15 protein-coding genes and 5 pseudogenes are annotated in these 20,033 nt (G+C 60.0%); 3 read left to right on the forward strand and 17 right to left on the reverse strand.

The genetic code is table 11. The features are described from left to right. On the reverse strand, positions 1-1,143 hold a 1,143-nt coding region (locus NKH03_RS24335; protein WP_352872596.1), incomplete at its 3' end, for an Ig-like domain-containing protein. Positions 1,144-1,967: 824 nt separating this feature from the next. Here NKH03_RS24335 and NKH03_RS24340 point away from each other — a divergent pair. Beyond that, a pseudogene (locus tag NKH03_RS24340) lies at positions 1,968-2,501 on the forward strand (Dyp-type peroxidase); the annotation flags it as partial. Further along, positions 2,488-2,631 carry a helix-turn-helix domain-containing protein gene (locus tag NKH03_RS24345; RefSeq protein WP_352971054.1) on the forward strand — a complete coding sequence of 48 codons (144 nt, stop codon included), beginning with the start codon at positions 2,488-2,490 and terminating at the stop codon, positions 2,629-2,631. The pseudogene NKH03_RS24340 and the gene NKH03_RS24345, both read left to right, overlap by 14 nt. 34 nt (positions 2,632-2,665) lie before the next feature. Here the strand turns inward: NKH03_RS24345 and NKH03_RS24350 are convergent, their stop codons facing one another. The 13 genes and pseudogenes from NKH03_RS24350 to NKH03_RS24410 form a co-directional block, all read right to left on the reverse strand. Further along, positions 2,666-2,965, reverse strand: a complete 300-nt coding sequence (locus NKH03_RS24350) for a DUF1236 domain-containing protein (RefSeq protein ID WP_352971057.1) — start codon at positions 2,963-2,965, stop codon at positions 2,666-2,668. A gap of 1,228 nt (positions 2,966-4,193) precedes the next feature. Beyond that, positions 4,194-4,346: a hypothetical protein gene (locus NKH03_RS24355; protein WP_352971060.1), complete on the reverse strand. Its 153-nt coding sequence runs from the start codon at positions 4,344-4,346 to the stop codon at positions 4,194-4,196. A gap of 449 nt (positions 4,347-4,795) precedes the next feature. Next, a pseudogene (locus NKH03_RS24360) lies at positions 4,796-5,556 on the reverse strand (DDE-type integrase/transposase/recombinase); the annotation flags it as partial. Between the two features lie 582 nt (positions 5,557-6,138). Continuing rightward, complete coding sequence (locus tag NKH03_RS24365; protein ID WP_352872591.1) at positions 6,139-6,963, reverse strand: 3-methyl-2-oxobutanoate hydroxymethyltransferase; 825 nt, start codon at positions 6,961-6,963, stop codon at positions 6,139-6,141. Positions 6,964-7,099: 136 nt separating this feature from the next. Continuing rightward, positions 7,100-7,881: pseudogene (locus tag NKH03_RS24370) on the reverse strand (TIM barrel protein). Positions 7,882-7,887: 6 nt separating this feature from the next. Further along, complete coding sequence (locus NKH03_RS24375; RefSeq protein WP_192180180.1) at positions 7,888-8,196, reverse strand: MocE family 2Fe-2S type ferredoxin; 309 nt, start codon at positions 8,194-8,196, stop codon at positions 7,888-7,890. An 11-nt stretch (positions 8,197-8,207) separates the two neighbouring features. Beyond that, positions 8,208-9,167 (reverse strand): sugar phosphate isomerase/epimerase family protein, encoded by a 960-nt coding sequence (locus NKH03_RS24380; protein WP_352971063.1) that lies wholly within the window; start codon positions 9,165-9,167, stop codon positions 8,208-8,210. After that, the gene (locus tag NKH03_RS24385) at positions 9,164-10,168 is read right to left on the reverse strand and encodes a Gfo/Idh/MocA family oxidoreductase (RefSeq protein WP_352872589.1); all 1,005 of its coding nucleotides are present in this window, start codon (positions 10,166-10,168) and stop codon (positions 9,164-9,166) included. Before NKH03_RS24385 ends, NKH03_RS24380 begins: the two co-directional genes overlap by 4 nt. Positions 10,169-10,253: 85 nt before the next feature. Then, positions 10,254-11,099 (reverse strand): ATP-binding cassette domain-containing protein, encoded by an 846-nt coding sequence (locus NKH03_RS24390; RefSeq protein ID WP_352971065.1) that lies wholly within the window; start codon positions 11,097-11,099, stop codon positions 10,254-10,256. Positions 11,100-11,221: 122 nt separating this feature from the next. After that, entirely contained in the window at positions 11,222-12,241 is a 1,020-nt protein-coding gene (locus NKH03_RS24395) for an ABC transporter permease (RefSeq protein WP_352872600.1), read from the reverse strand. Continuing rightward, positions 12,241-13,323: an ABC transporter permease gene (locus NKH03_RS24400; protein WP_352971067.1), complete on the reverse strand. Its 1,083-nt coding sequence runs from the start codon at positions 13,321-13,323 to the stop codon at positions 12,241-12,243. The genes NKH03_RS24395 and NKH03_RS24400 overlap by 1 nt, the downstream gene beginning before the upstream one ends. Positions 13,324-13,391: 68 nt before the next feature. Further along, the gene (locus NKH03_RS24405) at positions 13,392-14,336 is read right to left on the reverse strand and encodes a sugar ABC transporter substrate-binding protein (protein WP_352872599.1); all 945 of its coding nucleotides are present in this window, start codon (positions 14,334-14,336) and stop codon (positions 13,392-13,394) included. Between the two features lie 62 nt (positions 14,337-14,398). Continuing rightward, on the reverse strand, positions 14,399-15,493 hold the full coding sequence (locus NKH03_RS24410; RefSeq protein ID WP_352971068.1) for a sterol desaturase family protein: 1,095 nt from the start codon (positions 15,491-15,493) through the stop codon (positions 14,399-14,401). Positions 15,494-15,684: 191 nt separating this feature from the next. Between NKH03_RS24410 and NKH03_RS24415 the strand changes: the two genes are divergently transcribed. Next, on the forward strand, positions 15,685-16,719 hold the full coding sequence (locus NKH03_RS24415; RefSeq protein ID WP_352872582.1) for a LacI family DNA-binding transcriptional regulator: 1,035 nt from the start codon (positions 15,685-15,687) through the stop codon (positions 16,717-16,719). Positions 16,720-17,256: 537 nt separating this feature from the next. On the opposite strand, the pseudogene NKH03_RS24420 reads toward NKH03_RS24415, so the two are convergent. The 3 genes and pseudogenes from NKH03_RS24420 to NKH03_RS24430 all read right to left on the reverse strand — a co-directional run. Beyond that, a pseudogene (locus NKH03_RS24420) lies at positions 17,257-17,619 on the reverse strand (transposase); the annotation flags it as partial. A gap of 310 nt (positions 17,620-17,929) precedes the next feature. Further along, entirely contained in the window at positions 17,930-19,099 is a 1,170-nt protein-coding gene (locus tag NKH03_RS24425; RefSeq protein WP_352971070.1) for an IS110 family RNA-guided transposase, read from the reverse strand. A 71-nt stretch (positions 19,100-19,170) separates the two neighbouring features. After that, positions 19,171-20,025, reverse strand: a pseudogene (locus tag NKH03_RS24430) (IS91 family transposase); the annotation flags it as partial. Positions 20,026-20,033 lie beyond the last annotated feature (8 nt).

Raw genomic sequence — 20,033 nt, forward strand, 5'->3', positions numbered from 1 at the left:
GATGGTCACCAGCGAGGTCTCGCCGGCTTGCAGGGCGGCGTCGGCCACCACGATGGTTGCCGTCGGCCGCAGCGTGTCGATGGCGTAATTGTTGGAATCGGTGGTGCCGCTGTTGGTGTTGCCCGCCGCGTCGCTGACGCTGGCGTTGGCCAGCGTGATGAGGTTGGTCGTGTCCTGGATGTTGGCGGTCGGGGTGAAGATCGCCGTCCAGGTGACGCCGCCGTCGCCCGAAGCCACCGCCGACAGCGTGCCGTTCGCGATCGAGAGGTCGCCGTTGTCGAAGCCGCTCACCGCTTCCGAGAAGGTGATGGTCACCAGCGAGGTCTCGCCGGCTTGCAGGGCGGCGTCGGCCACCACGATGGTTGCCGTCGGCCGCAGCGTGTCGATGGCGACTGTATCGGAGCCCGTAGCGCCAGCGTTGCCGGCAGCGTCGGTGTAACCGCCGGCCGTTACCGAAACAGAGCCAAGACCACCAAAACCGTCTGCGGCCGTGAACTTTGCCGTATAATGAGAAGCATCGATCTTCACAAAATCAGTCAGCGTGCCATTCGTTGTCGTAACATCGGCAGAATCGAAGCCTGTCACCGGGCCAATAAAGGTGAACATCACGACCGAGTTGTTGTCACCATCATTTAAGGAAGAGTCGACAATATTTACGGAGACAGGAACATGTCCGTTGCTATCGAGAACGACAACCTGCTCGATCGCGGAAACCTTGAGGTTGATCGTGGTGAATGTGAATTCTGCTTGACCGGCTTGGCCGGTATTCGAGTTCGAGTTCGCACCAATGAAGGCACGAAACTGAGCAATTTCGGCGGTAAATGCCGCCATGAATGACGTATTGGCTAGTTGATCATTGCTTAGATAGATAGCGAGCGTATCGACCTCGGCAGTGCCTTTCGCAGCATTGCCGTTCCCGCCGTCGTAGACGTCGTAGCCGGAAAAGGTTGTTTGGCTGTCAATCTTGTACTGATTTTCCCAGGCTCGATAGATAAGCGTGTCCGCTCCCGATCCGCCCAGGACGGTATCGAAACCACTGCCTCCATCGAGCGTATCGGCGCCTGACCCACCATTAATATAGTCATTGCCGCCTCCGGCGACGATGACGTCGGTCCCGCTGCCGCCGATAAGAGAAGTAGCCATTTTCAACCCCCTTGTTTGTTTAAGAACAGACGCCCCAACATCTGTTTATTAACCGCCCTGAAAGACCAACTGCTCCTGTCGAAGCAGTCATTACGCGATCCGCACACAATTGGGGCGGAGGTGGATTGTCAGCGCATCACCCAAGAAGCCGCCACGCTACGAGCAGCCCGCTTAAACTGGCCGTTCGCAGGCAGGTGGTGGCGCGATGGTGATGGCTGCGACGACATTGGTCGTCGCGCTGCGTCTCCCCCACCCCAATTGCATCGTCTCAACTCGTTGGTTGCCGATCACGAGTTTTAGGTAATTCTTATATTAGGAGATTATTAACTCTAGCAGACCGGAAGCGTCAACGGGAAGTTTGCAAAGCAGTTAATAGTTGAAAATAAAGGAGCCACAGCCATGACAATGGCCTTTCGGTCAACCATATGGTGTGGCAGCCGAGCGGATAAGTTCATAGGCTGAACACCGCACCGCAGTCGCCCTGCACACATGCGCTGGCACAACGTCGACCTACAGCTATCCCTGGATAGTGTCTGCTTTTGGACGGAGGCCAAAATACTCGGAACGACTGAGATGCTGAAGGGTTGCGGGTGCCGTCAGGCGTACGAAAGTCTCTCATGCACGAACCCGCGGGCCGCACGCGGTGAGCTATGGGGATTTGTGTTTCGGGGTGTGCCAGCGCCTGTCGCGAACTTCCGCATAGGGTGCGAGGGACGTGTGGTGGAAGCGGCGTCCGGACCAAGTCGCGGCGCTCGTAGCGTTGATTCCCTGGAGTGCGTGACGACCGGCGCCACGGCAACGTGCACATGACATCCCGTTGATCGGCGCCACAGATCATGTCGCGGCTCGATGGCGCGGTCTCGGTGGCGGATGAGGTGCACGGCTTCAATTACTTCGATGACCGCAACCTGATCGGTTTTGTCGATGGGACCGAAAACCCGGTGGATCAAGACGCCGTCAAGGCCGCGATCGTCGGCAGAAGTATCTCATGGAACGCGCTCCCCATCGAGGAGCAGGAGGGAATTGTCGGCAGAAAGAAACTCTCCGATGTCGAGCTCGACGATGCCGTGAAACCGATCTCGGCGCACAATGCGCTGACCACGATCATCGAGGACGGAGAGCAGTTGCAGATTGTGCGCGACAACATGCCCTTCGGCGACGTCGGCAAGGGTGAGTTCGGCACGTACTTCATAGGCTACGCCCGATCGCCGCTTAGAATAGAGCAAATGCTGGAGAACATGTTCGTTGGCCGACCGCCAGGCAATTACGACCGATTGCTGGATTTTAGCCGCGCCATCACCGGCGCTTTATTCTTCGCGCCGTCGGCGACATTCCTCCAAAATATTGCGACGGAGTAAGTGGTCACCTCGACCACAGGCCCGTGCCCGTCGGGCGGACCTCATTCGGCATCTTCGTCATCTGGCCGGCGAGCTTGGCCTGCGCGAGATGACGGGCAGGGGAAGGTTTCGCGCCTGGGGGGTCGTGTGATCGAACGGACGGCGGGCTTCAGCCGAAAGGTTGGTCAGTCATAGACCTTGATAATCTTGCGAGTGCCCGGATCCACCAGAACTGTCCGGTTGTCGATCACGACATAGCGGTATTTGACGTCGGGCACTTCATGCAGCTCGACTGTCTCGGGCAGCACTGTGCCGATATTGAGTTCCACGCCGGGAACCTTCACCGATGCCAAAGGCTGCTTCTTCACATACTCATGGACGACCGTATCCTGCTCAGGCGTTATAATCACGTCCTGAGCAGCGACCGCGCCGACACCAGCGAAGAGCAACAACGCCGCAGCGGCGCCCGTAAGATGCATTCTCATGATTTTCTCCTCTTGCGGCTGGCGACCACGACGTCGTCCAAGCCGACCGCCAAACCGAACTTGGGCAACGTCAAACGTTCCGGGTTGAGGCTTCGGTCGGGCAGAGGGTAAGACTTAAGTCTGATCGTAAAACGCAATGGTCTTACCCATGATGTGGCGTGGAACAGCTTGCTTCCAAGGTTATTGTTTCTCCGGAAAGTTCGGAGAAATCAGATGGATAGAATGGTTAGCCAGGCTCGCTGGTTGCTCGCACCGCTTTTCGCGACCGCCGTCAGCTTTTTCGTGATCGGAATAGTGCTTGGCTGCCATATTTGCAGATCGGGCGCAGCTAGGTCCCTTCCTGTGCTGATAGGGTTCACGGGCCGCACCGCGGTTGGCGAATCCTCAATTTGGAACGGGCGCAAGGCCTGCCTTTTCCGGCCGCGCGCCTTAAGCGTTGGTACCATTAGAGTTGTGTAACACTGGGAGGCTTTCTATGGATCGGCGATCCTTCTTGAGAGCAATGTTTGGCATTGCAGGGGCAGCGGCCTTTGCAAGCGCGGTTCGGCCTATCGACGTAGTGGCAGGTGTTCCAGGGGCCAAAAGCGGCATTCTCGATGAACTCGACGCGCCAGACTCACCGACCTTCGATGACGAAGGTACTCAGGCGGAAGTGGAGCCGGTCTACCATCGGCGCTACCACGACCCTTATTACGACCCAGATTCAGATTACGACCCAGATTACGACCCAGATTACGGCCACTATCGCCGCCGCCACCACCGCCGGCGGGGCTGGAGAAGGGTCTGCCGTAGTTACTGGCGACATGGTCGCCGGCGCGTCCGGTGCTACCGCAGGCGGGCCGGGATCGTGTTTCGGTTCTAGTAGTCTACCCCGTGGATTCTGGCGATTGGGGCTCGACCCGACGGCATCTTCTCGAGGCTGCCGACCAGAGCTAGTTCCCAGGGGCGGGGCAGGGAACCGTCGTTTCGCAAATGGGGCGGCGGGCCTTCCATCGGAGGGTATGAACATTAGCATCTCTGAAAGTTTCTCGCTTGCGGCAGGGGATGCTCACCCATCTCTGCCGAACATCGGGATACGCACACCTGATCGGCGCGCGTTCTCCGCCAGAGGCGTGGGCTTTTGCGTGGTGGCTACCCTTCATCATAAGGCACGGGAGGGCCACGGCCCTTGGAGGCAATAGCCGCTGGCGCCGGCTACTTCCGCACGATCCACTCCAGCAACTCGGGATCAATGACGCTGCTGCCCGTAAAGTCGCGGATCAAAGAGCGGCTTGTGTCCGCCATTGGTCTTCGGGAATGTTCGCTCGATGACGGATTTTACGAAGGTGCTACGCAGGATATCACAGTCAAAAGCAGATACCTGATTACCTGGCTGGTCCATGATGCCAACTCCCATCAAAGGGCGGGAGCACGACGAACTCTCAATCACCGTTGCCCACAACCTCAGTCGGTGACGGTAACGATTCATATCCCTATTGGTCTAGGGTTCAACGGGACTCGACTGTACGTTTTTAACCAAGGCGCAAGCAGCGGTTGTCAGCCTATTGCCGGGCTCTAGCTCTCGCAGGCGCCAATCCTCAAAGAGCCGCAATGGTCGGCGCGATTTTAGGCAATACTTTCACCGGCAACCGCGCTGGCCATTTGTTTCAAATATCTGCCTAGACCGAACGGCCGGCGCGCATCAGGGCCCGCGCAATTGCGAGGTGCGTTTCCGTCCTGGCATTCTCTTTCTGGGTCAATTGTCGGCGGCAATGAGCCGCTTCAGCGCCCGCAAGGTCTCGCTCCGCGTCCAGCCTACTTCCAACATGCAGTCGACCATCGCCTGAAAGCCTAGCAGTGGACCGGGTCAAGCCGGAAACGGCTTGGCTGGTTGGCCCAGGCCGTACAGATGGCTTCGTAGGGTGTAAGACCGCGAAGGTCTCTCGCCGCCTGGCCAAGTTGTAGCCGTCGAGAAAGGCGGCAGGTGATTTTCGAGGTGACGGTGGGTCTCGTAGTGATATCGCCGGACGGTTGCCTCCTTCAGCGTTCGGTTCATCCATTCGACCTGACCGTTGGTCCAGGGGTTGTTAGGCTTGGTGACGCAGTGCTCGATGCCATAAGCGCCGCATGCCCGATCGAAAGGATGGCCGCGCGCCAGCTTGCGGTTGGGCCGTCCCGGTTCTTGGGCAGTCGGCGAACTGGATGCCATTGTCGGTAAGCACGGTGTGGATCTTGTTGGGGACGGCTTCGACCAACTCCTCGAGGAAAGTCCTGGCGGTGACGTTGTCGCCTTCTGCATTAGCCGAGCGAAGGCGAACTTCGAGGTCCGGTCCACCGCCCCGAAGAGGTGGAGCTTGCCCTCCTCTGTTCGGACCTCGGCGATGTCGATGTGGAAGTAGCCGATCGGGTAACACTTGAAGGGCCGCTTGGCGGCGACCTCGGGCAGGCGGCTGACCCCGTGGCGCTGAAAGCAATGGGGCAAGGACGACCGCGTCAGGTGCGTCGCCTGCAGCGCATAGAGACAATCATCCAGAGGCAACAGCGTATGCTTGCGAAAGGGCGACGACCATCGCCTCTTCCTCGGCCGTCAGTACGGTCGAGCGCACGGTCTTCCCTGCCCAACAATGCAGCGTCGATTTCGCGCCACTACACCCTTTGATTAACCCGCTGCCGGAGCGGCAATCGCTGCTCGCTGAAACGATGTGTTGCTCTCAGGAACGGTGCCTGCGGATGACTGAAATGGGGCCGGTAAGCAGAAAGTCAGCTTCTGGGAATACCGGGCTAGAACGCTGAACTTTGGCCCGCGGGCTTGCTCGAGGCGCGGATCTGACTCTCAGTGATCGATGTGCCGCGTTATCCGCTCGGCTTGCGCTTGGCCCTTCGATCAAGGATCTGATTTCGGAAGCAGTTCTGCATTTCTTTGAAAGACCTGAAGCCAAGGCGCGGAGCGAGGCGAGATAAAGTTGTTGTCGACACGTTGCACCTGCGAGCGATGCAGGCAGAATTCTCGAAGGCGACGTAATCCGGCTCTGCAAACATCACGCGGGCAACAGTTTCTAGCTTCGCCGAAAGGATGAGTTCCCTCTTGGCAATCAGCGTTTTGATTTCATCGAGCGTTGGCGCCTTTGTGTTGCGGACTACGACTTGTCTGACACCCGCTCGTGAGGGATCGGGTCCCCCCGCACGCATGGTTATCACCTTTTGGCTGCTTGCATGAAGCTATCGAAGTCAGCGTCCCCAATCGGAACTGTGTGCTCGTAACCGGGGTACCGCCCGGAATCGACGTCGGCTTTGTATTCCCTGAAAGCCGCCACGCGCTCGTCCTGGATCTTCTGCAGCTCAGGGCCGAGGTTCCGGTAAACCTTTCCGTGCCGCGGCTTATGGTTCTTGCCATAGCCGCAGACATCCTCTGTGAAGAGGTATTGCGCATCTGCATGCTCGCCGGCGCCCATGCCAAGCATGACCAGCGACGAGTTTTCGGTCAGGAATTTCGCCACCCGGTCGGGCACGACTTCCAGTTCCGCCCCGAAGACACCGATCTCCTCGAGTTTCTGGGTGTGCCGCCAGAGGCGTATCGCTTCTTCCGCGCTCTTTCCAACTGCGCGCCAACCGGTCCAGGTGATGTACGAAGGGATCAGGCCGATATGCCCGACGACAGGGAGGTGGTTGTCGCAGAGCGCCTTCTGGATGTCGTAGGACGCGGAGCAGTAGAAGGCGTCGCCACCAATGCCAGCAAAGTGGAAAGCCGCACGCAGATAGTCCTCTGCCGTAGCCAGCGGACGGCCAGCAAAGCTGCCCCAGCCGCCGTAAGGCAGACCGACCTGAACGAAACAGTCGCCGGCTGCCTGTCGCATTTCCTGGTCAAAGTATCGGCCCTCGATGGAGAGCATGTGAATGCCTGCCGCGGCAGCGGCGGCTGCCTCGTCGGGCGTGCTGACGAAGAGCATGGATATCTTCTGTCCATTCCTCTTCATCTTTCGGATATCCTCGACATGAGGACGGTTGTGATACATGGCCATAATTAGCCTCCACTGCAGGTCAGATGAACTTGAAAGGAATCTGCGAGCAGCGCTCGATCGGAAAGCATGGTCGGACAGGGCCGCCCTTGATTATGACGCCCGCCCCGCATCGCGCCAATGAGCATCCCCGCATGGCTCACACCGTAAAAGCCCGCCGGAAAGCGACCAGCGCTGCCTCCGGATCGTTTTGGGCAAAGACTTCCAGACCCACCGGCCCGGCGATACCCCATGTCGAACAGAGCTCTCGCGATGTAGGGCCAGTTCATCTCGCCTGTTCCCGGCTCGCAACGACCCGGATTGTCGGCCACCTGCACCTCGCCGATGAAGGGCAGGCATTTCTGACACCAGCGCACGATATCGCCCTCGCCGATCTGAGTGTGATAAAGGTCGAGATTGATCCGCAGTTGGGTGTCTATTGATCGATGACACCAATGCCAGCACCGCTGCCGTCGAGCCGAAGGGGCAGCCCGGGTGGTCAAGCAGGTTCAGGTTTTCAAGCGTGAAGACGACATCTTCGGCCTCGGCCATGTCGCAGATGCGGTTCAAGGTGTCCCGCGCCTTCAGCCACATGGGGCCGGTCTCGACTTCGGACTTCACAATAGGAATACCGCCGTCGCCGAGCCCGGTGCCGTGCAGGTTGAGCCTGGCAATCCCGAGGCGCTTTCCGACTCTTGCGGTCTCCAGGGCGGACTTCAAGAGCATGTCGGCGCCCTCGTCGTCGGCGAGCCTTCCTTCGAGGTAGCCGTTCATGATCGTGAAAGTCGCCTCCGACTTCTCGAGCGCTGCGAGGTCATGGTCCGGCCAATTCCACAATCCGACGCCGAAACCCATCTCATGCAGACGTGCGACGCGCCAAGCCATCGGACGATCAAGCCAAAGCATCTCGGCGCAGGCGGCCAACTGGAGGGGTTCGCTCATGACGGCTCAAACCTCGACCATGACGCGGCCGTTCTCGACCTTCGTCTTGTAAGTCTTGAGGTTCTCGCAGGCCGGGGGCGTCTCTACTTCGCCGGTCGTGAAGTCGAAAACGGAAGCGTGCTTGGGGCACTCAACCGTATTACCCATGACGAGACCGTCCGCCAGGTGGATCTTCTCATGCGTGCACAGCCCGTCTGTACAATAGTATTCATCCGCGTCGTTGCGGAAGATCGCGAAGGTACGGCCGCCATTCTCGAAGCGCTTGGCTTCCTCGGCTTCGATTTCGTCAGCGGCACAAGCGTCAACCCAGGGCATTGAGTCTCTCCTCAGATATCTTGCGGTTTGAAGTCTGCGGAAGCTGACGGCATCACGCTCTGGAGGAGCGCGACGGATTTTTCGAGCCCCTCCAGCGAGTTCAGAAGTACGTCCTCGTGCTCGATGGAAAGCCAGCCGTCGTAGCCAGCCATCTTGAGCCAATAACAGAATTGCCGCCACCACTCCTCACCATGGCCGAACCCAAGAGTGATGTAGCTCCACGAGCGGGCCGGAATATCCATCAGGTTGCCATTCTCAAGCAGCGAGGTCGTTGCCTGGACTGGCGGGTTCAGCATCGTGTCCTTGGCATGGACATGATAAATGGCCGCCCCCAGCGCTTCGGCGGCAACGAGCGGGTCAGCGCCCATCCAGAACAGGTGCGAGGGATCCAGATTGGCGCCCACGACAGGTCCTACCGCGTCTCGCAGCTTCAGCAGCGAAGGCACGTTGTAGACGCACTGATTGCCATGCAGCTCGAGCGCAATGCGCTCGACGCCGTTTTCCTTCGCCAGCGCCACGATCTCGGTCCAGAACGGGATCAGCTTTTCTTCCCATTGATATTTAAGGATGGTCTGCGTTTCCGGCGGCCAGGACGAGACGACCCAGTTCGGCATGCTGTCGCCAGCGCTGCCAGCCGGCAGACCGCTCATGGTGCAGACGGTGCGAATGCCCATCTCGCCGGCGACGCGGATCGTGTCTTTCAACCCTTGGCCTTGGGCCGGATCGGTTGGGTGCAGCGGATTGCCGTTGGCGTTGAGGCTTATGATCTCCAGGCCGCGTTCCACGAAAGCTGCAGCAATCCGCTTCTGCGCTTCCCTGTTACCCAGCATGGACGAAAGCCGGAAATGCGGGGCGGTCGACCAGCCGCAGGTGTTCACCTCGATGCCGGATACCCCCATGCGCTGGGCATGAATAAGCACCGCCTCGAACGGCAGATTGCCGAGACTGTCTGAAACGAAACCCAGCTTCACGCGTAGAACTCCGGCTTTGCAATCATCTGGACAGGCGTACGACGGGCTTCCTTCAGCGCTACCACGCCGGCCTCGGCAACGACGGCGGCGCAGTAGCCGTCCCAGCAATCCGAGGCGGTCGCGGGGAACTCACCGGTCATGACAAAGCGAAGGAAGTCGCGGTTCTGGCGGCGATAGGCATCGTAGTACCGGGTCCGCCAGTCGGCGTCGTAGCTTGTGCTTTGGGCAAGCGCCGACTCCCTGCGGGTGTAGGCAATGTTCTTCGTCGCCACCGCTCCGCGCTCGCCGATCAGTTCGGCGCGGACGTCATAGCCGTAGGCGGCGTTGTTGTTGATCTCGATATTGACGAGCTGCCCGTCGACGGTTTCCAACACCATGACGACAGGTGCCACACGCGCGTCCGAGCGGCTTGGCTGGAATGCAGAGATGGCAGCATATTCGGTGCCGAGCACATATCGCACCACATCGAATTCGTGCGGGGCCGAATTGGTGATAGCCATCGCGCCGGTAAAGTCGGCCGCAGGCGTTTCAACATTGCGGTGAAAATTGTGCATCATCAGCGCCCGGCCGAGATGACCATTATCGAGCGCTTGCTTCATTTCCTGATAGGATCGGTCGTAACGCCGCATGAAGCCGAGCTGGACGAATTTCGCCCCCGCTTTCCGTTCGGCTTCCATCACCGCGATGCAGTCAGCTGATGCTTGTGACAGCGGTTTTTCGCATAGGACGCGCTTGCCGGCGGCAATGCAGGCCATCGAAAGCGGCGCATGCGTGAAATCGGGACTCGCAATAATCACGGCGTCCACGTCTTGTCGCGCGATGGCGCCCTTGGGGTCGGTGGCAATGTCGAAGGCACCACTTTCATCGGCGACCAGACGAGCGCGCTGCTCATCCATGTCGCAGACCAATTGGAGCTTTGCGCCGGGAAGCTCCTCGGCAACTATCTTGGCATGGTCCGCGCCCATCAAGCCGGCGCCGATCACCGCAATGCGGATTGTCATCTCAGTCCTATTCTTTGTGTTTCGAATTTACGGGCAGCGGCGCGCCGTGATGCGCAGCCGACTTGCTGGGCCTCCAGGGAAGCGTCTACTGAGCGGCTGGGCCCCCCACCACCTGGAGGGACGGCGGATGCCCCTCATGCGTTTCCATGTAACCCTCGACCTGGGCTTCGAGGTCGGCCATGGTCTCGCCGCCAGCCATCAGATCTGTGATCTCCTCGCGTGACTTGTCGCCCTTGTGGAAATCCGCGGCGATGGCACCGCGGATCAGCACCGCGAAATGATCGCCGACGGCCATTGCGTGCATGACCTGGTGGGTAATGAAGACGACGGCCAGGCCGCGCCTCTTCGCCTCATTGACGATACGCAGCACATGCGAAGCCTGCTTGACGCCGAGCGCCGCGGTCGGCTCGTCCAGGATCAGCAAGCGCGCTCCAAAATACACAGCACGAGCAATGGCGAGCGACTGGCGCTCGCCGCCGGACAGCCCCCCAACCAGGCGGTCACCATCATCGATGCGTGTGATTCCGAAGTCGCGTACCGCTTTCACCGCGATCTCGTTGGCGCGCTTGCGGTCGTACACCTTGAACGGTCCCCAGCCTTTGGTCGGCTCTACGCCGACAAAGAAGGACCGCCCGATGCTCATCAGCGGGAAGGTGCCGCCGAACTGGTGCACTGTGGCGATTCCTTGTGCCTGGGCCTCCCGAGGTCCAGAGAAGGTAACCGGCTGACCGTCCATCAGTATCTGGCCGCTGGTGGGTTTGTGGACTCCGGCGAGCGTTTTGATGAGGGTCGACTTGCCGGCGCCGTTGTCACCGAGCAGACAAAGCACTTCGCCGGCGCGCACCGTCAGCGAAATGTCATGCAGGACGTCGATTGGTCCGAAGGACTTGTTGACGTTTCTCAGTTCGAGAATGGCAGGTTTATCGTTCATGGCGGGCTCATCTCCCATCTGCGATCCGGCTGGCCTGACACTGTTGATAGGCGAGGAAATTGAAGGTCGATGCTCGTTGATCGATGCGAGCCCATTGCTTGGCTGCTGTAGCAGATCATTTTTCATGGGTTTGCTGGCTCCCGCGGCACGCTTCGCTCGCGCCGCGGCCTGAAATACAGAGCCAGGTCGCGGAAGGACTGGTTCATCATCACCGCCACCAGAAGCATCACGCCGATGATCAGGTTCGACCAGTTCCGGTCAATCTGGGTGAAGTAGATGCCCTGGCTGACGATGGCGAAGGTGACGGTGCCGACGAAGATACCAATAACCGAACCGAAACCGCCGGTAAGCAGCACACCGCCCACCACCACGGAGACGATGGCATTGAAGATGAAGCTCATGCCGCCGGAGACCTGGGCGGAATTGAACAGGACCGCCTGACAGATCCCGACGAAGGTGGCGCTGACTGCGGACAACACAAACAGCGCAATGGTCACGCGGTCTGTCGGAATGCCGGCGTTGCGGGCGCTGACGCGGTCGCCGCCCATTGCAAACAGCCAGTTTCCGTAACGGGTCTTGTGCAGAACGAAGCCTGTGACAGCGGCGAATGCGATCCACCAGACGATGATGACCTGGTGGCTACCACCGATCAACTGTCCGAACAGGAATTTCGCCCAGTCCGGCGCCGTTAGGGCAACGCTGGCGTTGCCGGTTAGGAGCACCGAAGCACTGAGCACAACCCCCTGCATAGCGACCAGCGTGGCCAGAGTAATGATGAGCGAGGGCACGGAGGTGCGGATCGTCAGCAGACCGTTGACCAGGCCTACCGCCACGCCGATTGCCAGCGCCCCAGCTATCCCTACCCCTATGGGCAGTCCGTAGTAACCGGTGAGTATGGCGGTTGTCATGGAACCGGCTGGGATCAAAGCGCCGATGGAGATGTCGAGTTCGCCTGAGATCATCAGCAGCCCAACGGGAATGGCGACAATACCGAGATTGGCCGCGAAATTGACCCAACTGGCCGCGCCAACGAGCGTGTCCAGGTTGGCGCCGCCGAATAGAACGAAGAACAGCACCACACCGATAAGACTGAGGATCGAGCCGGCTTCGGGACGACGCAGCACCGATTTGATTGCGTCCATCATGACTGCGGCCCCTTCTTCGGCGAATAGCTGAGTGCCAATTGCCGGAAGGTGTCGTTTGTCAGCACCGCGATCAAAAGAAGCGCGCCGATTATGATGCTGCCGATGTTGGGATCCAGGCTGGTGAAGTAGATGCCCTGGTTCACGATCGAGAAAGTAATCGTGCCAAACACGATGCCAACGATCGAGCCGAAGCCACCCGTGAGCAGAACGCCCCCGATGACCACACACATGATGGAATTGAAGATGAAGGACTGACCAGCCAGAACCTGCGCACTCTGGTAGACCATCACCTCGCTGACCCCGACGAAAGCGGCACTGAAGCCGGATAGCATGAACAGACCGATGGTCAGCCGCTTGGTCGGAATGCCAACGTTGCGCGCACTTTCCTTGTCGCCACCGAGGGCATAGATCCAGTTGCCCAGGGGGGAGATGTGCAACAGCCAGAACAGGCCAATCACGAACAGCACCCACCACAGGATCGTGACCTGGAACATGCCGCCGAGATAGTCGCCGAAGATTGCCTTGGTAAGCGGGTCCGGCACAAGCGAGACGCCGGTGCTGCCAGCGATCTTGACGGTGAGACCTAGCGTCAGGCCCATCGTGAGGAACATGGTGCCGATTGTGATTATGAGTGACGGGATGGTCGTTCTCGTCACGAAGAGCCCGTTGAGGAGGCCGACAGCGAGGCCGAGGCCAAGCGCGGCCGTTATGCCAAGCCAGTCGGGCAGCCCATAGTGACCCGAGATGATGGCAGCGGTAAGCGACGCTGCGGGGATCACGGCGCCGACCGAGATGTCGAGTTCCCCGGCGATCATCAGCAACCCTATCGGCATTGCGATGATCCCAATCTCGGACGCGATGTTCAACCAGCTGGCCGTGCCGGCTGCCGACAGGAAGCCGCTTCCGCCGAACAGGCCAAAGAAAAGCAGAACCGCGACCAGGCCGAGGAACGAGCCCGACTCTAGTCGACGCGCCAGCCGGCCGAGGGCGAGTCCGGACCGCGTGGGGTCCCCCGCCTGGATCGATGTGGAAGTCACGGGATGTGCCATTGGGTAATCCGCGAGCGGGCGGCCGGCCACGATCAGGCCGCCGCAGGGAGATGGAATGGCCGCCCCCGCTCCATGCGAGGGCGGCACTGAACAAAGGGCTATCGCGTCCCGGCTTTCACACCAGCGATGGTAGCATCCACGGAAGCCTTGTCGATGATGCCGGGTCCGGTCAGGATCTCACGAGTGGGCACGGTGAGGCCGTAGTTTACATTGCCGTTCAGGATCGCCACGGCGAGGTAGCCCTGCAGGTAGCCTTGCTGATCAATCGCGCAGGCCTGTTTCCCGTCCTTGATGTTGTTCAGGATGGTCTCGTCGAAGTTGATGCCGCAGAGACGAACCTTATCGCTTTTTCCAGCCTGGGTGAGGCCGTTCATGGCGGAGTTGGCGTCAATATTACCGATGGTGAACACGGCGGTCACGTCCGAGTGCTGCAGCAAATAAGCCTTCACAGCCTGCGCAACAGCTGTAGCTGAACCGAACGACGTGGCGGGCAAGGGCAACACGTCGGCCTCGCCGCCGCCATTCTTCATCCCCTCTTTGAAGCCACCACAATAAGCTTCGATATTGGCTGCACCCGGGAGGGTGTTAATGCAGACGCCTTTCTTGCTGCCGGCTTTGGCCAGGTACTCGCCGCCCGCGACGCCACCCCTGTAGTCGTCAGAGCCGACGTAGTTCAGCGCGCCGAGGCGATCGGCCGCCTTCAACCCGCCGGCATTGTAGATGACCAGCGGAATGCCGGCACCCTTGACGGCCTTGAACGCAGGATCCATTGCTTCTGGCACCCAGTCCGGACCGACAATGGCATCGGCTTTCTGGTCGATTGCCTGCCGGATCAGCTCGGCAGCGTCCACACCCAGATTGTCATAGTTCTGGGGACCGAGCCAGGTGACCTTGCCGCCCTGGGCCTCGACCACCTTGCCGGCGTCTTCGGCACCCCGCTTGACGATCGACCAAAACGGATCGTCCGGCTTGCCGCCGATCACGAAGATGTTGGCGGCGAGCGTCGCGCCGGTGCTGAACGCAGTCAGAACCGTTGCCGATATGAGTGTCTTTAAAAGCTTCACAGTAGTCCTCCCAGGTTTCACCCGCCCTGCAGGTGTTCAAATTAAGTTCTGCTGCCCCGCGCCCGCTCCTCATAGGCGCTGATGCCTTTCCGTCTCTCCGCCGGCATACCCGAGCCTGCGCCACGGGCTTGCTGCTTGGCGCGTAGCTTCTCTTTCTTTTTGAGGAAGCGCGCCTTCATCGCGTCGTCGGCCTCCTTGCTGCCGTCGTGCCAGGTACCGAACAGCTTATCGAGCGGCACGAGACCGTCTCCGCCGTAGTTCACCTCGAAGTACTTGTGGTGCAGGTAGTGCACATAAGAATGGCTATCGAGATTCATCTTGTCGGTCAGTTCGAATGTTTCGAAGCCAAGATGACCGTTGACCGCGCCAAAGCCGGCGCCGTGCAGCGTGAAATAGGCGCAGACCGGGTTGGATGGGATCAGCAGGTGCAGCCACGCCTCGGCGTGATACAGGAAGCCTTCCACTGGGTGCATGGAAAGAGACGACCATGGGCTGGGGTTGATCGAATTGTGGTGAACCGAATGGACCCACTTATAGACAGGTGGCCAGTGGATCGCGCGGTGCAGCAGAAAGAAATAAACCTCGTGAACAAACGGCGCGAGCAACACCAGGAAAGACAAGTAGAGCCAATTGGTCGTCCAGGGCAGCCAGACCGCCCAGCTGTTGGCGTAGACCCACAGCATCACGATTTCGACCACCGTCCACAGCGGAATGGTGACAAAGAAGGACCGGAGGAAATTGTCTAGGTTCTGGCGCTGGAACCAGAAAACGTCGGACGGCACATCAGACGGAAATTTGGCATTGTATTTGAAGCGCGTGCCCTGCCGACGATGAACGTAGAAGCGCAGCTCGAAGAAGCCATAAAACAGGAAAATGCCGGCGGCGTTCAGACCGTAAAGCCAAAAATAGTTGAGCAGCGACAAGCTTGCCAGGCTCTGCCAGTTCGGGATGAGAAAATTCACCCAGAGGAGCGATGTGGCGATGTGGAAAGCATTCCACGGCCAAAAAAAATCAGGGAGCCAGGCGATGACCTTTCTTGCATTGAACGGACGATGCCACAACGGCGCCGGTTCGGCGCGGCGGTGCGGCGCCCAATTGCCGCGCTTGTCGCGTGTCCCATACTGAAGGTCATCCATCGTAACAGCACCTCCGTGCCCGGATCAGTCTTGAGCGTGTGGGTCTAGCCGCCGAGAGCCATCACCAGATCACACCCTAGCTGGCACATTTCATATCGGAGGGTTGATATTTGTAGTAGTCGAAAATAATATCAAAATGACATTTGTATCATTTCGGCTCAATCATCATGATACAAACGAAGGTGAGGTTCATGACTCGGCCGACAATTCGCGATCTCGCTACTGCCGCAGGCGTATCCACAGCGACCGTAAACAGAATTCTGAGCGGCTCGGTTTCCGTACGTCCGAAAACCATCCAGCGCGTTCAAAGCGCGGCTGAAGAAATAGGGTTCTACGGCATCGGCGCGATTGATAACCGAGCCCGTCAGATATCGCCGCATTATCGGTTGGGTTTCCTACTCCAGCAGTCCACTCGCGATCTCTACCAGCTGTTCGGCAAGAAAATCGTTGCCGCCTGTCGCGATCGCCGGGACGAGGTGATCGAGCCGGTTATCGACTTTGTGGATCTGCTGACACCGGAGACTATCTCGAGCCGCCTCGTCGCGCTCGGCGAGTCGTGCGACGCTGTCGCTGTGGTCGCCGCAGATCATCCGATCATTGGCCAGGCCATCCGTTCTCTGAAGGAGATCGGGAAACCCGTCATCTCTTACATTACCGACCAATCAGCGCCGGAACGGGCGGCGTATGTAGGCACCGACAACTGGAAGCTGGGGCGCACCGCAGCCTTCCTGATCACCCAGACCACACATGGCCCTGGTCGCATTGCGGTGTTCATAGGGAACCACCGCTATCAATGCCAGGACGTCGCAGACGCCAGCTTCCGGTCCTATTTGCGCGAGCATGCTCCGCGGCTAACAGTGGAGGAAAGTCGTCCGACCCATGAGGAATCGAGTGAGGCGTACCGCATGGTGGCCGAGTTGCTGAAGGCGACTGACGACCTTGTTGGCATTCTGATCGTCGGCGGCGGAATAACCGGCGTCCTCCGTGCGCTAAGGGAGGCAACTCTCGAAAAGCGCTCGGGGATCAAGCTGGTTTGCCGTGATATTGGACCCGAAACCCGAAAGGGACTGTCTGAAGGGTTGATCACTGCAGCTCTCTGTCATCCGCTCGACGCAACCTCGGCCCTTCTTGTCCAAACCATGATTGATGTCATTGGACCACAAGCACCGTTCGCCACCCTTCAGCGGTCAATTCCTTTCGAAATAGTCACGCCGGAAAATATCTGAGGCAAATGTCAGCTAGGGGTCGCCCCTTCGGGCGTTCTACGACCCTTCAGAATGTCCGCTTTCAGTTCACTCACAAGCCGACCTCAACGACCGACATGCTGCGCTTTGCTGCTCGGCAGCCTATGGGGCCGGAAGCGGACTTGTGGCTTGGGACTGTGAGAAGCGCACGTTCAGGCGCCCCCATGCATCGACGCGATCTGTGTAGGGTTACGGATGCCGGCCAACAACATGTTGGCTTGGCGACGGGCCGGCGTCCGAAAGCCTCCAGGGAAAGAACCCGCGGGATGGAGGCTCGGTTTCGGCGCTATGGGGATTTGACGGTTTCGCTTGGTCCGCGGTGGGTGCACTGATGCGCCTGACAGGTGGGACTGCTCAGGTTGACGGGCGCGCGCGGCCGGCCGAGGCGGCGCATGATGCGGTGTGGCGGTTGAAGAGCGGGCGATTTCGGTGCGGTTGGGCGGCGGCGCGCGAAGCCGTTCATCCGGGGACGATAAGGTCCCTCGGCAGAGATGATGCGCGGTGATGAGCGGGGCCCGGTCATGATGCTCGGGCTCCGCTTGTCGAGCTGCCGGACGGGGGTGCTCTGGCATCGCTGCCGCGCTCGAAGGTTTCGATGATGATCATGCGACCGCCGCAGCACGGACATGGCGGCCGCCAGTCGGTTGGGGCGGTCGCATCGGCGCTATTGGATCCGCCGCATTCGTCCTTGGGCTGGGGTGCGGCGAGCAGTTCGCGAGCGCGCGCGATGTTGGCCTTGCGGTTGGCGCTGGCAAGCAGCCCATAGTGGCGGATGCGGTGGAAGCCCTTGGGCAGGACATGGAGCAGGAAGCGGCGCATGAACTCGGCCGGCTCGAGCGTCATGGTCCGGTAGCGCTCCTCCCCGTTGCGGCGGTAGTCCTCACATGAGGGTCATCACGTCAAGTCGGGGCGTCATGGCGACATTTTGCGTTCCTAATTCGGAGACGGCATCCACGGTCTGAGCCCGGTTGCATGACGCGGCCCCGTATCCGGGCCTGATCAACCTCACATCCGGTCGCCGCCCGTAGCGGCTGCACCACTATCCCGCTTTCGGCGGGCAAGGGCTCAGAAGGACGAGACCATTCTTGTAGGCGGCTTGCCTTAAGCCAAGGACTACCACGGTTCGTCCCCCTGGATCCGTCAGGGCTGATCAGGCCCTGGGGATGGGAATAGCTTCACGGCTGTTGTCGCATCAGGCGGCTTTGATGGCGGCTCCCTCGATGAGAACGCCGAGCGTCACATATTTCCAGAACGCGACCAGCAGTTTGCGGGCCAGGGCAACGATTGTCGTCGCCTTGCGCTTTCCGGCATTGTGCTTCACCCGTTCTTGGAACCAGCGGCTCAGTGTCGAATTCGGTTGGTGACGCAACCATAGCCATGCAAGTTGGACCATCGCTGTTCGAAGACGTGGGTTGCCTGCCTTCGAGACACCCTGCTCACGATTGATCGAAGCGCTTTGCCAGGGGCTTGCGGCAAGTCCCGCATAGGATGCGACCTGTCTTCGATTGTCGAAGTGCCGGGACAGGCATTCGCTGGAGATGACATTGGCGAATTCTGGGCCGATCCCCTTGATGCCGAGCAACATTGTTGCGGGTTCGGTCATGGCCGCCTTCTCCTGCGCCAGAACCGCGTCACGTTCGGCTTCCACCGCCTTGATCTGTTCGATCAGTAATTCGAGGCGGACGAGTTCGCGAAGAAGCTGGGCCTTGATGTGCCGGGGCAGGTCGCGGTCATCACCCGTGCGGAGCTCCTCAAGGCGCTCGCGGCGATCGCGGCGCCCAGGCTCGTACCCCCGAATGCCCTGGCTAAAGAGCAAACCCTTGATGCGGTTGATATGGAGCGTTCGTTCGTCGACGAGAACCTTGCGCTCGCGACCGATCCTGCGACGGTCCTCGTCCTGCGGGGTTGGAACCCGCACCATAGAGCAGACGCGGGGCTCCCCTCGCTTGTAGGCCAACAACGTCCGGATCAGCGTCTCGCCGTCGATCCGGTCTGTCTTCGCCCGCCGGCGCTTACGCGAGACGGCAATCGAGGCGGCGTCCACGACATGGCTTTCTATCCAATCTTCGCGTCCGAGTAAGCGGTGAAGCCAGAATCCATCAAGTCCGGCTTCGTGAATTGATACCACTCGATAGAGCCTGCCAGTCCTAGCCAGCGCCTTGGAACGAAGTTCGCCGATACGTACAAACAACCCGGCAATGTCGCCACCGACGATCGTGTGCCGGGACATCTTATCGGCAGCACCCGGCGACAGCGAGGTGACCAGCCAGGTTGATTTGCTCAATTCCAAAGAGACAAAAATCGCGTCAAGCTCGACACGGATAGCGGCAGGCGCTGCAGATTGATCAGTTGAGATAGGCATGGTCGGTCTCCAGAGAGTTCAAGCAACCGCGCTCTTTTACAGCCCCGGCCGCTATTCACACCTCATGGGATCTTGTATCGGAACGTCACGCTGGCCTCGTCGAGCGCGATCAGCCGGCTGTTGGCGATGGCGACGCGGTGGGTATAGCGCGACAGGTATGCCAGCACGGCCTCGGGTCCGGCGAAGGGTGGCTTGGCATAGACGAACCAGTTCTTCCGTCTGAGCGGTGCCAGGAAGGCAGCAAAAGCGCGGTGGTCGCAAAGGCCAGCATTGTCGCCGAAGAACCTCAGCCGGCCGGCGGCATGGGCATCAGTAAGCTTCGCCAGCAAGAGCCGCCGGAACAGTTTTGAGAGCACGCGCACGGGCAGGAGGAAGCCGGGCCGGCAGGACACCCAACGCTCACCATCGAGCGCGATGCCGCCGCCGGGCACGATCATATGGACATGCGGATGATGGGTCATCGCCGAGCCCCAGCTATGCAGCACGGCGGTGATGCCGATGCGGGCGCCGAGATGTTTTGGATCGGCCGCGATGGTGAGCATCGCTTCCGAGGCGGCGCGAAACAACAGGTCGTAGATCACCGCCTTGTTGGGATAGGCGATATCGGCGATCTCGGCCGGCAGGGTGAAGACGACGTGGAAGTAGCCGACGGGCAGCAGCTCGGCCTCGCGCGCGGCAAGCCATTCCCTGGCCGCCGCGCCCTGGCATTTGGGGCAATGTCTGTCGCGACAACTATTAAAGGCGATCCGTCTGTGGCCGCAGTCCTCGCAGGCCTCGACATGACCGCCGAGGGCTGCGGTGCGGCAGGTCTCGATCGCCGACATCACCTTCAGCTGGCCGAGGCTCAAGTGGCCGGCCTGGGCTGCGCGCCAGGCGGCGCCGTGGCGAAGGAAGATGTCGGCGACCTCCAGGGACGGGCGGCGCACCGCCGCCG

The sequence above is a fragment of the Mesorhizobium sp. M1406 genome, assembly GCF_040317555.1.
In the GTDB taxonomy this organism is placed as follows: Bacteria; Pseudomonadota; Alphaproteobacteria; order Rhizobiales; family Rhizobiaceae; genus Mesorhizobium.

What these genes read in the sequence shown, in the direction of transcription:
- NKH03_RS24365 (WP_352872591.1), bottom strand. Translation starts at nt 6,963, where the DNA reads ATGGCCATGTATCACAACCGTCCTCATGTCGAGGATATCCGAAAGATG.
- NKH03_RS24390 (WP_352971065.1), bottom strand. Translation starts at nt 11,099, where the DNA reads ATGAACGATAAACCTGCCATTCTCGAACTGAGAAACGTCAACAAGTCC.
- NKH03_RS24410 (WP_352971068.1), bottom strand. Translation starts at nt 15,493, where the DNA reads ATGGATGACCTTCAGTATGGGACACGCGACAAGCGCGGCAATTGGGCG.
- NKH03_RS24375 (WP_192180180.1), bottom strand. Translation starts at nt 8,196, where the DNA reads ATGCCCTGGGTTGACGCTTGTGCCGCTGACGAAATCGAAGCCGAGGAA.
- NKH03_RS24425 (WP_352971070.1), bottom strand. Translation starts at nt 19,099, where the DNA reads ATGCCTATCTCAACTGATCAATCTGCAGCGCCTGCCGCTATCCGTGTC.
- NKH03_RS24350 (WP_352971057.1), bottom strand. Translation starts at nt 2,965, where the DNA reads ATGAGAATGCATCTTACGGGCGCCGCTGCGGCGTTGTTGCTCTTCGCT.
- NKH03_RS24415 (WP_352872582.1), top strand. Translation starts at nt 15,685, where the DNA reads ATGACTCGGCCGACAATTCGCGATCTCGCTACTGCCGCAGGCGTATCC.
- NKH03_RS24395 (WP_352872600.1), bottom strand. Translation starts at nt 12,241, where the DNA reads ATGGACGCAATCAAATCGGTGCTGCGTCGTCCCGAAGCCGGCTCGATC.
- NKH03_RS24355 (WP_352971060.1), bottom strand. Translation starts at nt 4,346, where the DNA reads ATGGACCAGCCAGGTAATCAGGTATCTGCTTTTGACTGTGATATCCTG.
- NKH03_RS24385 (WP_352872589.1), bottom strand. Translation starts at nt 10,168, where the DNA reads ATGACAATCCGCATTGCGGTGATCGGCGCCGGCTTGATGGGCGCGGAC.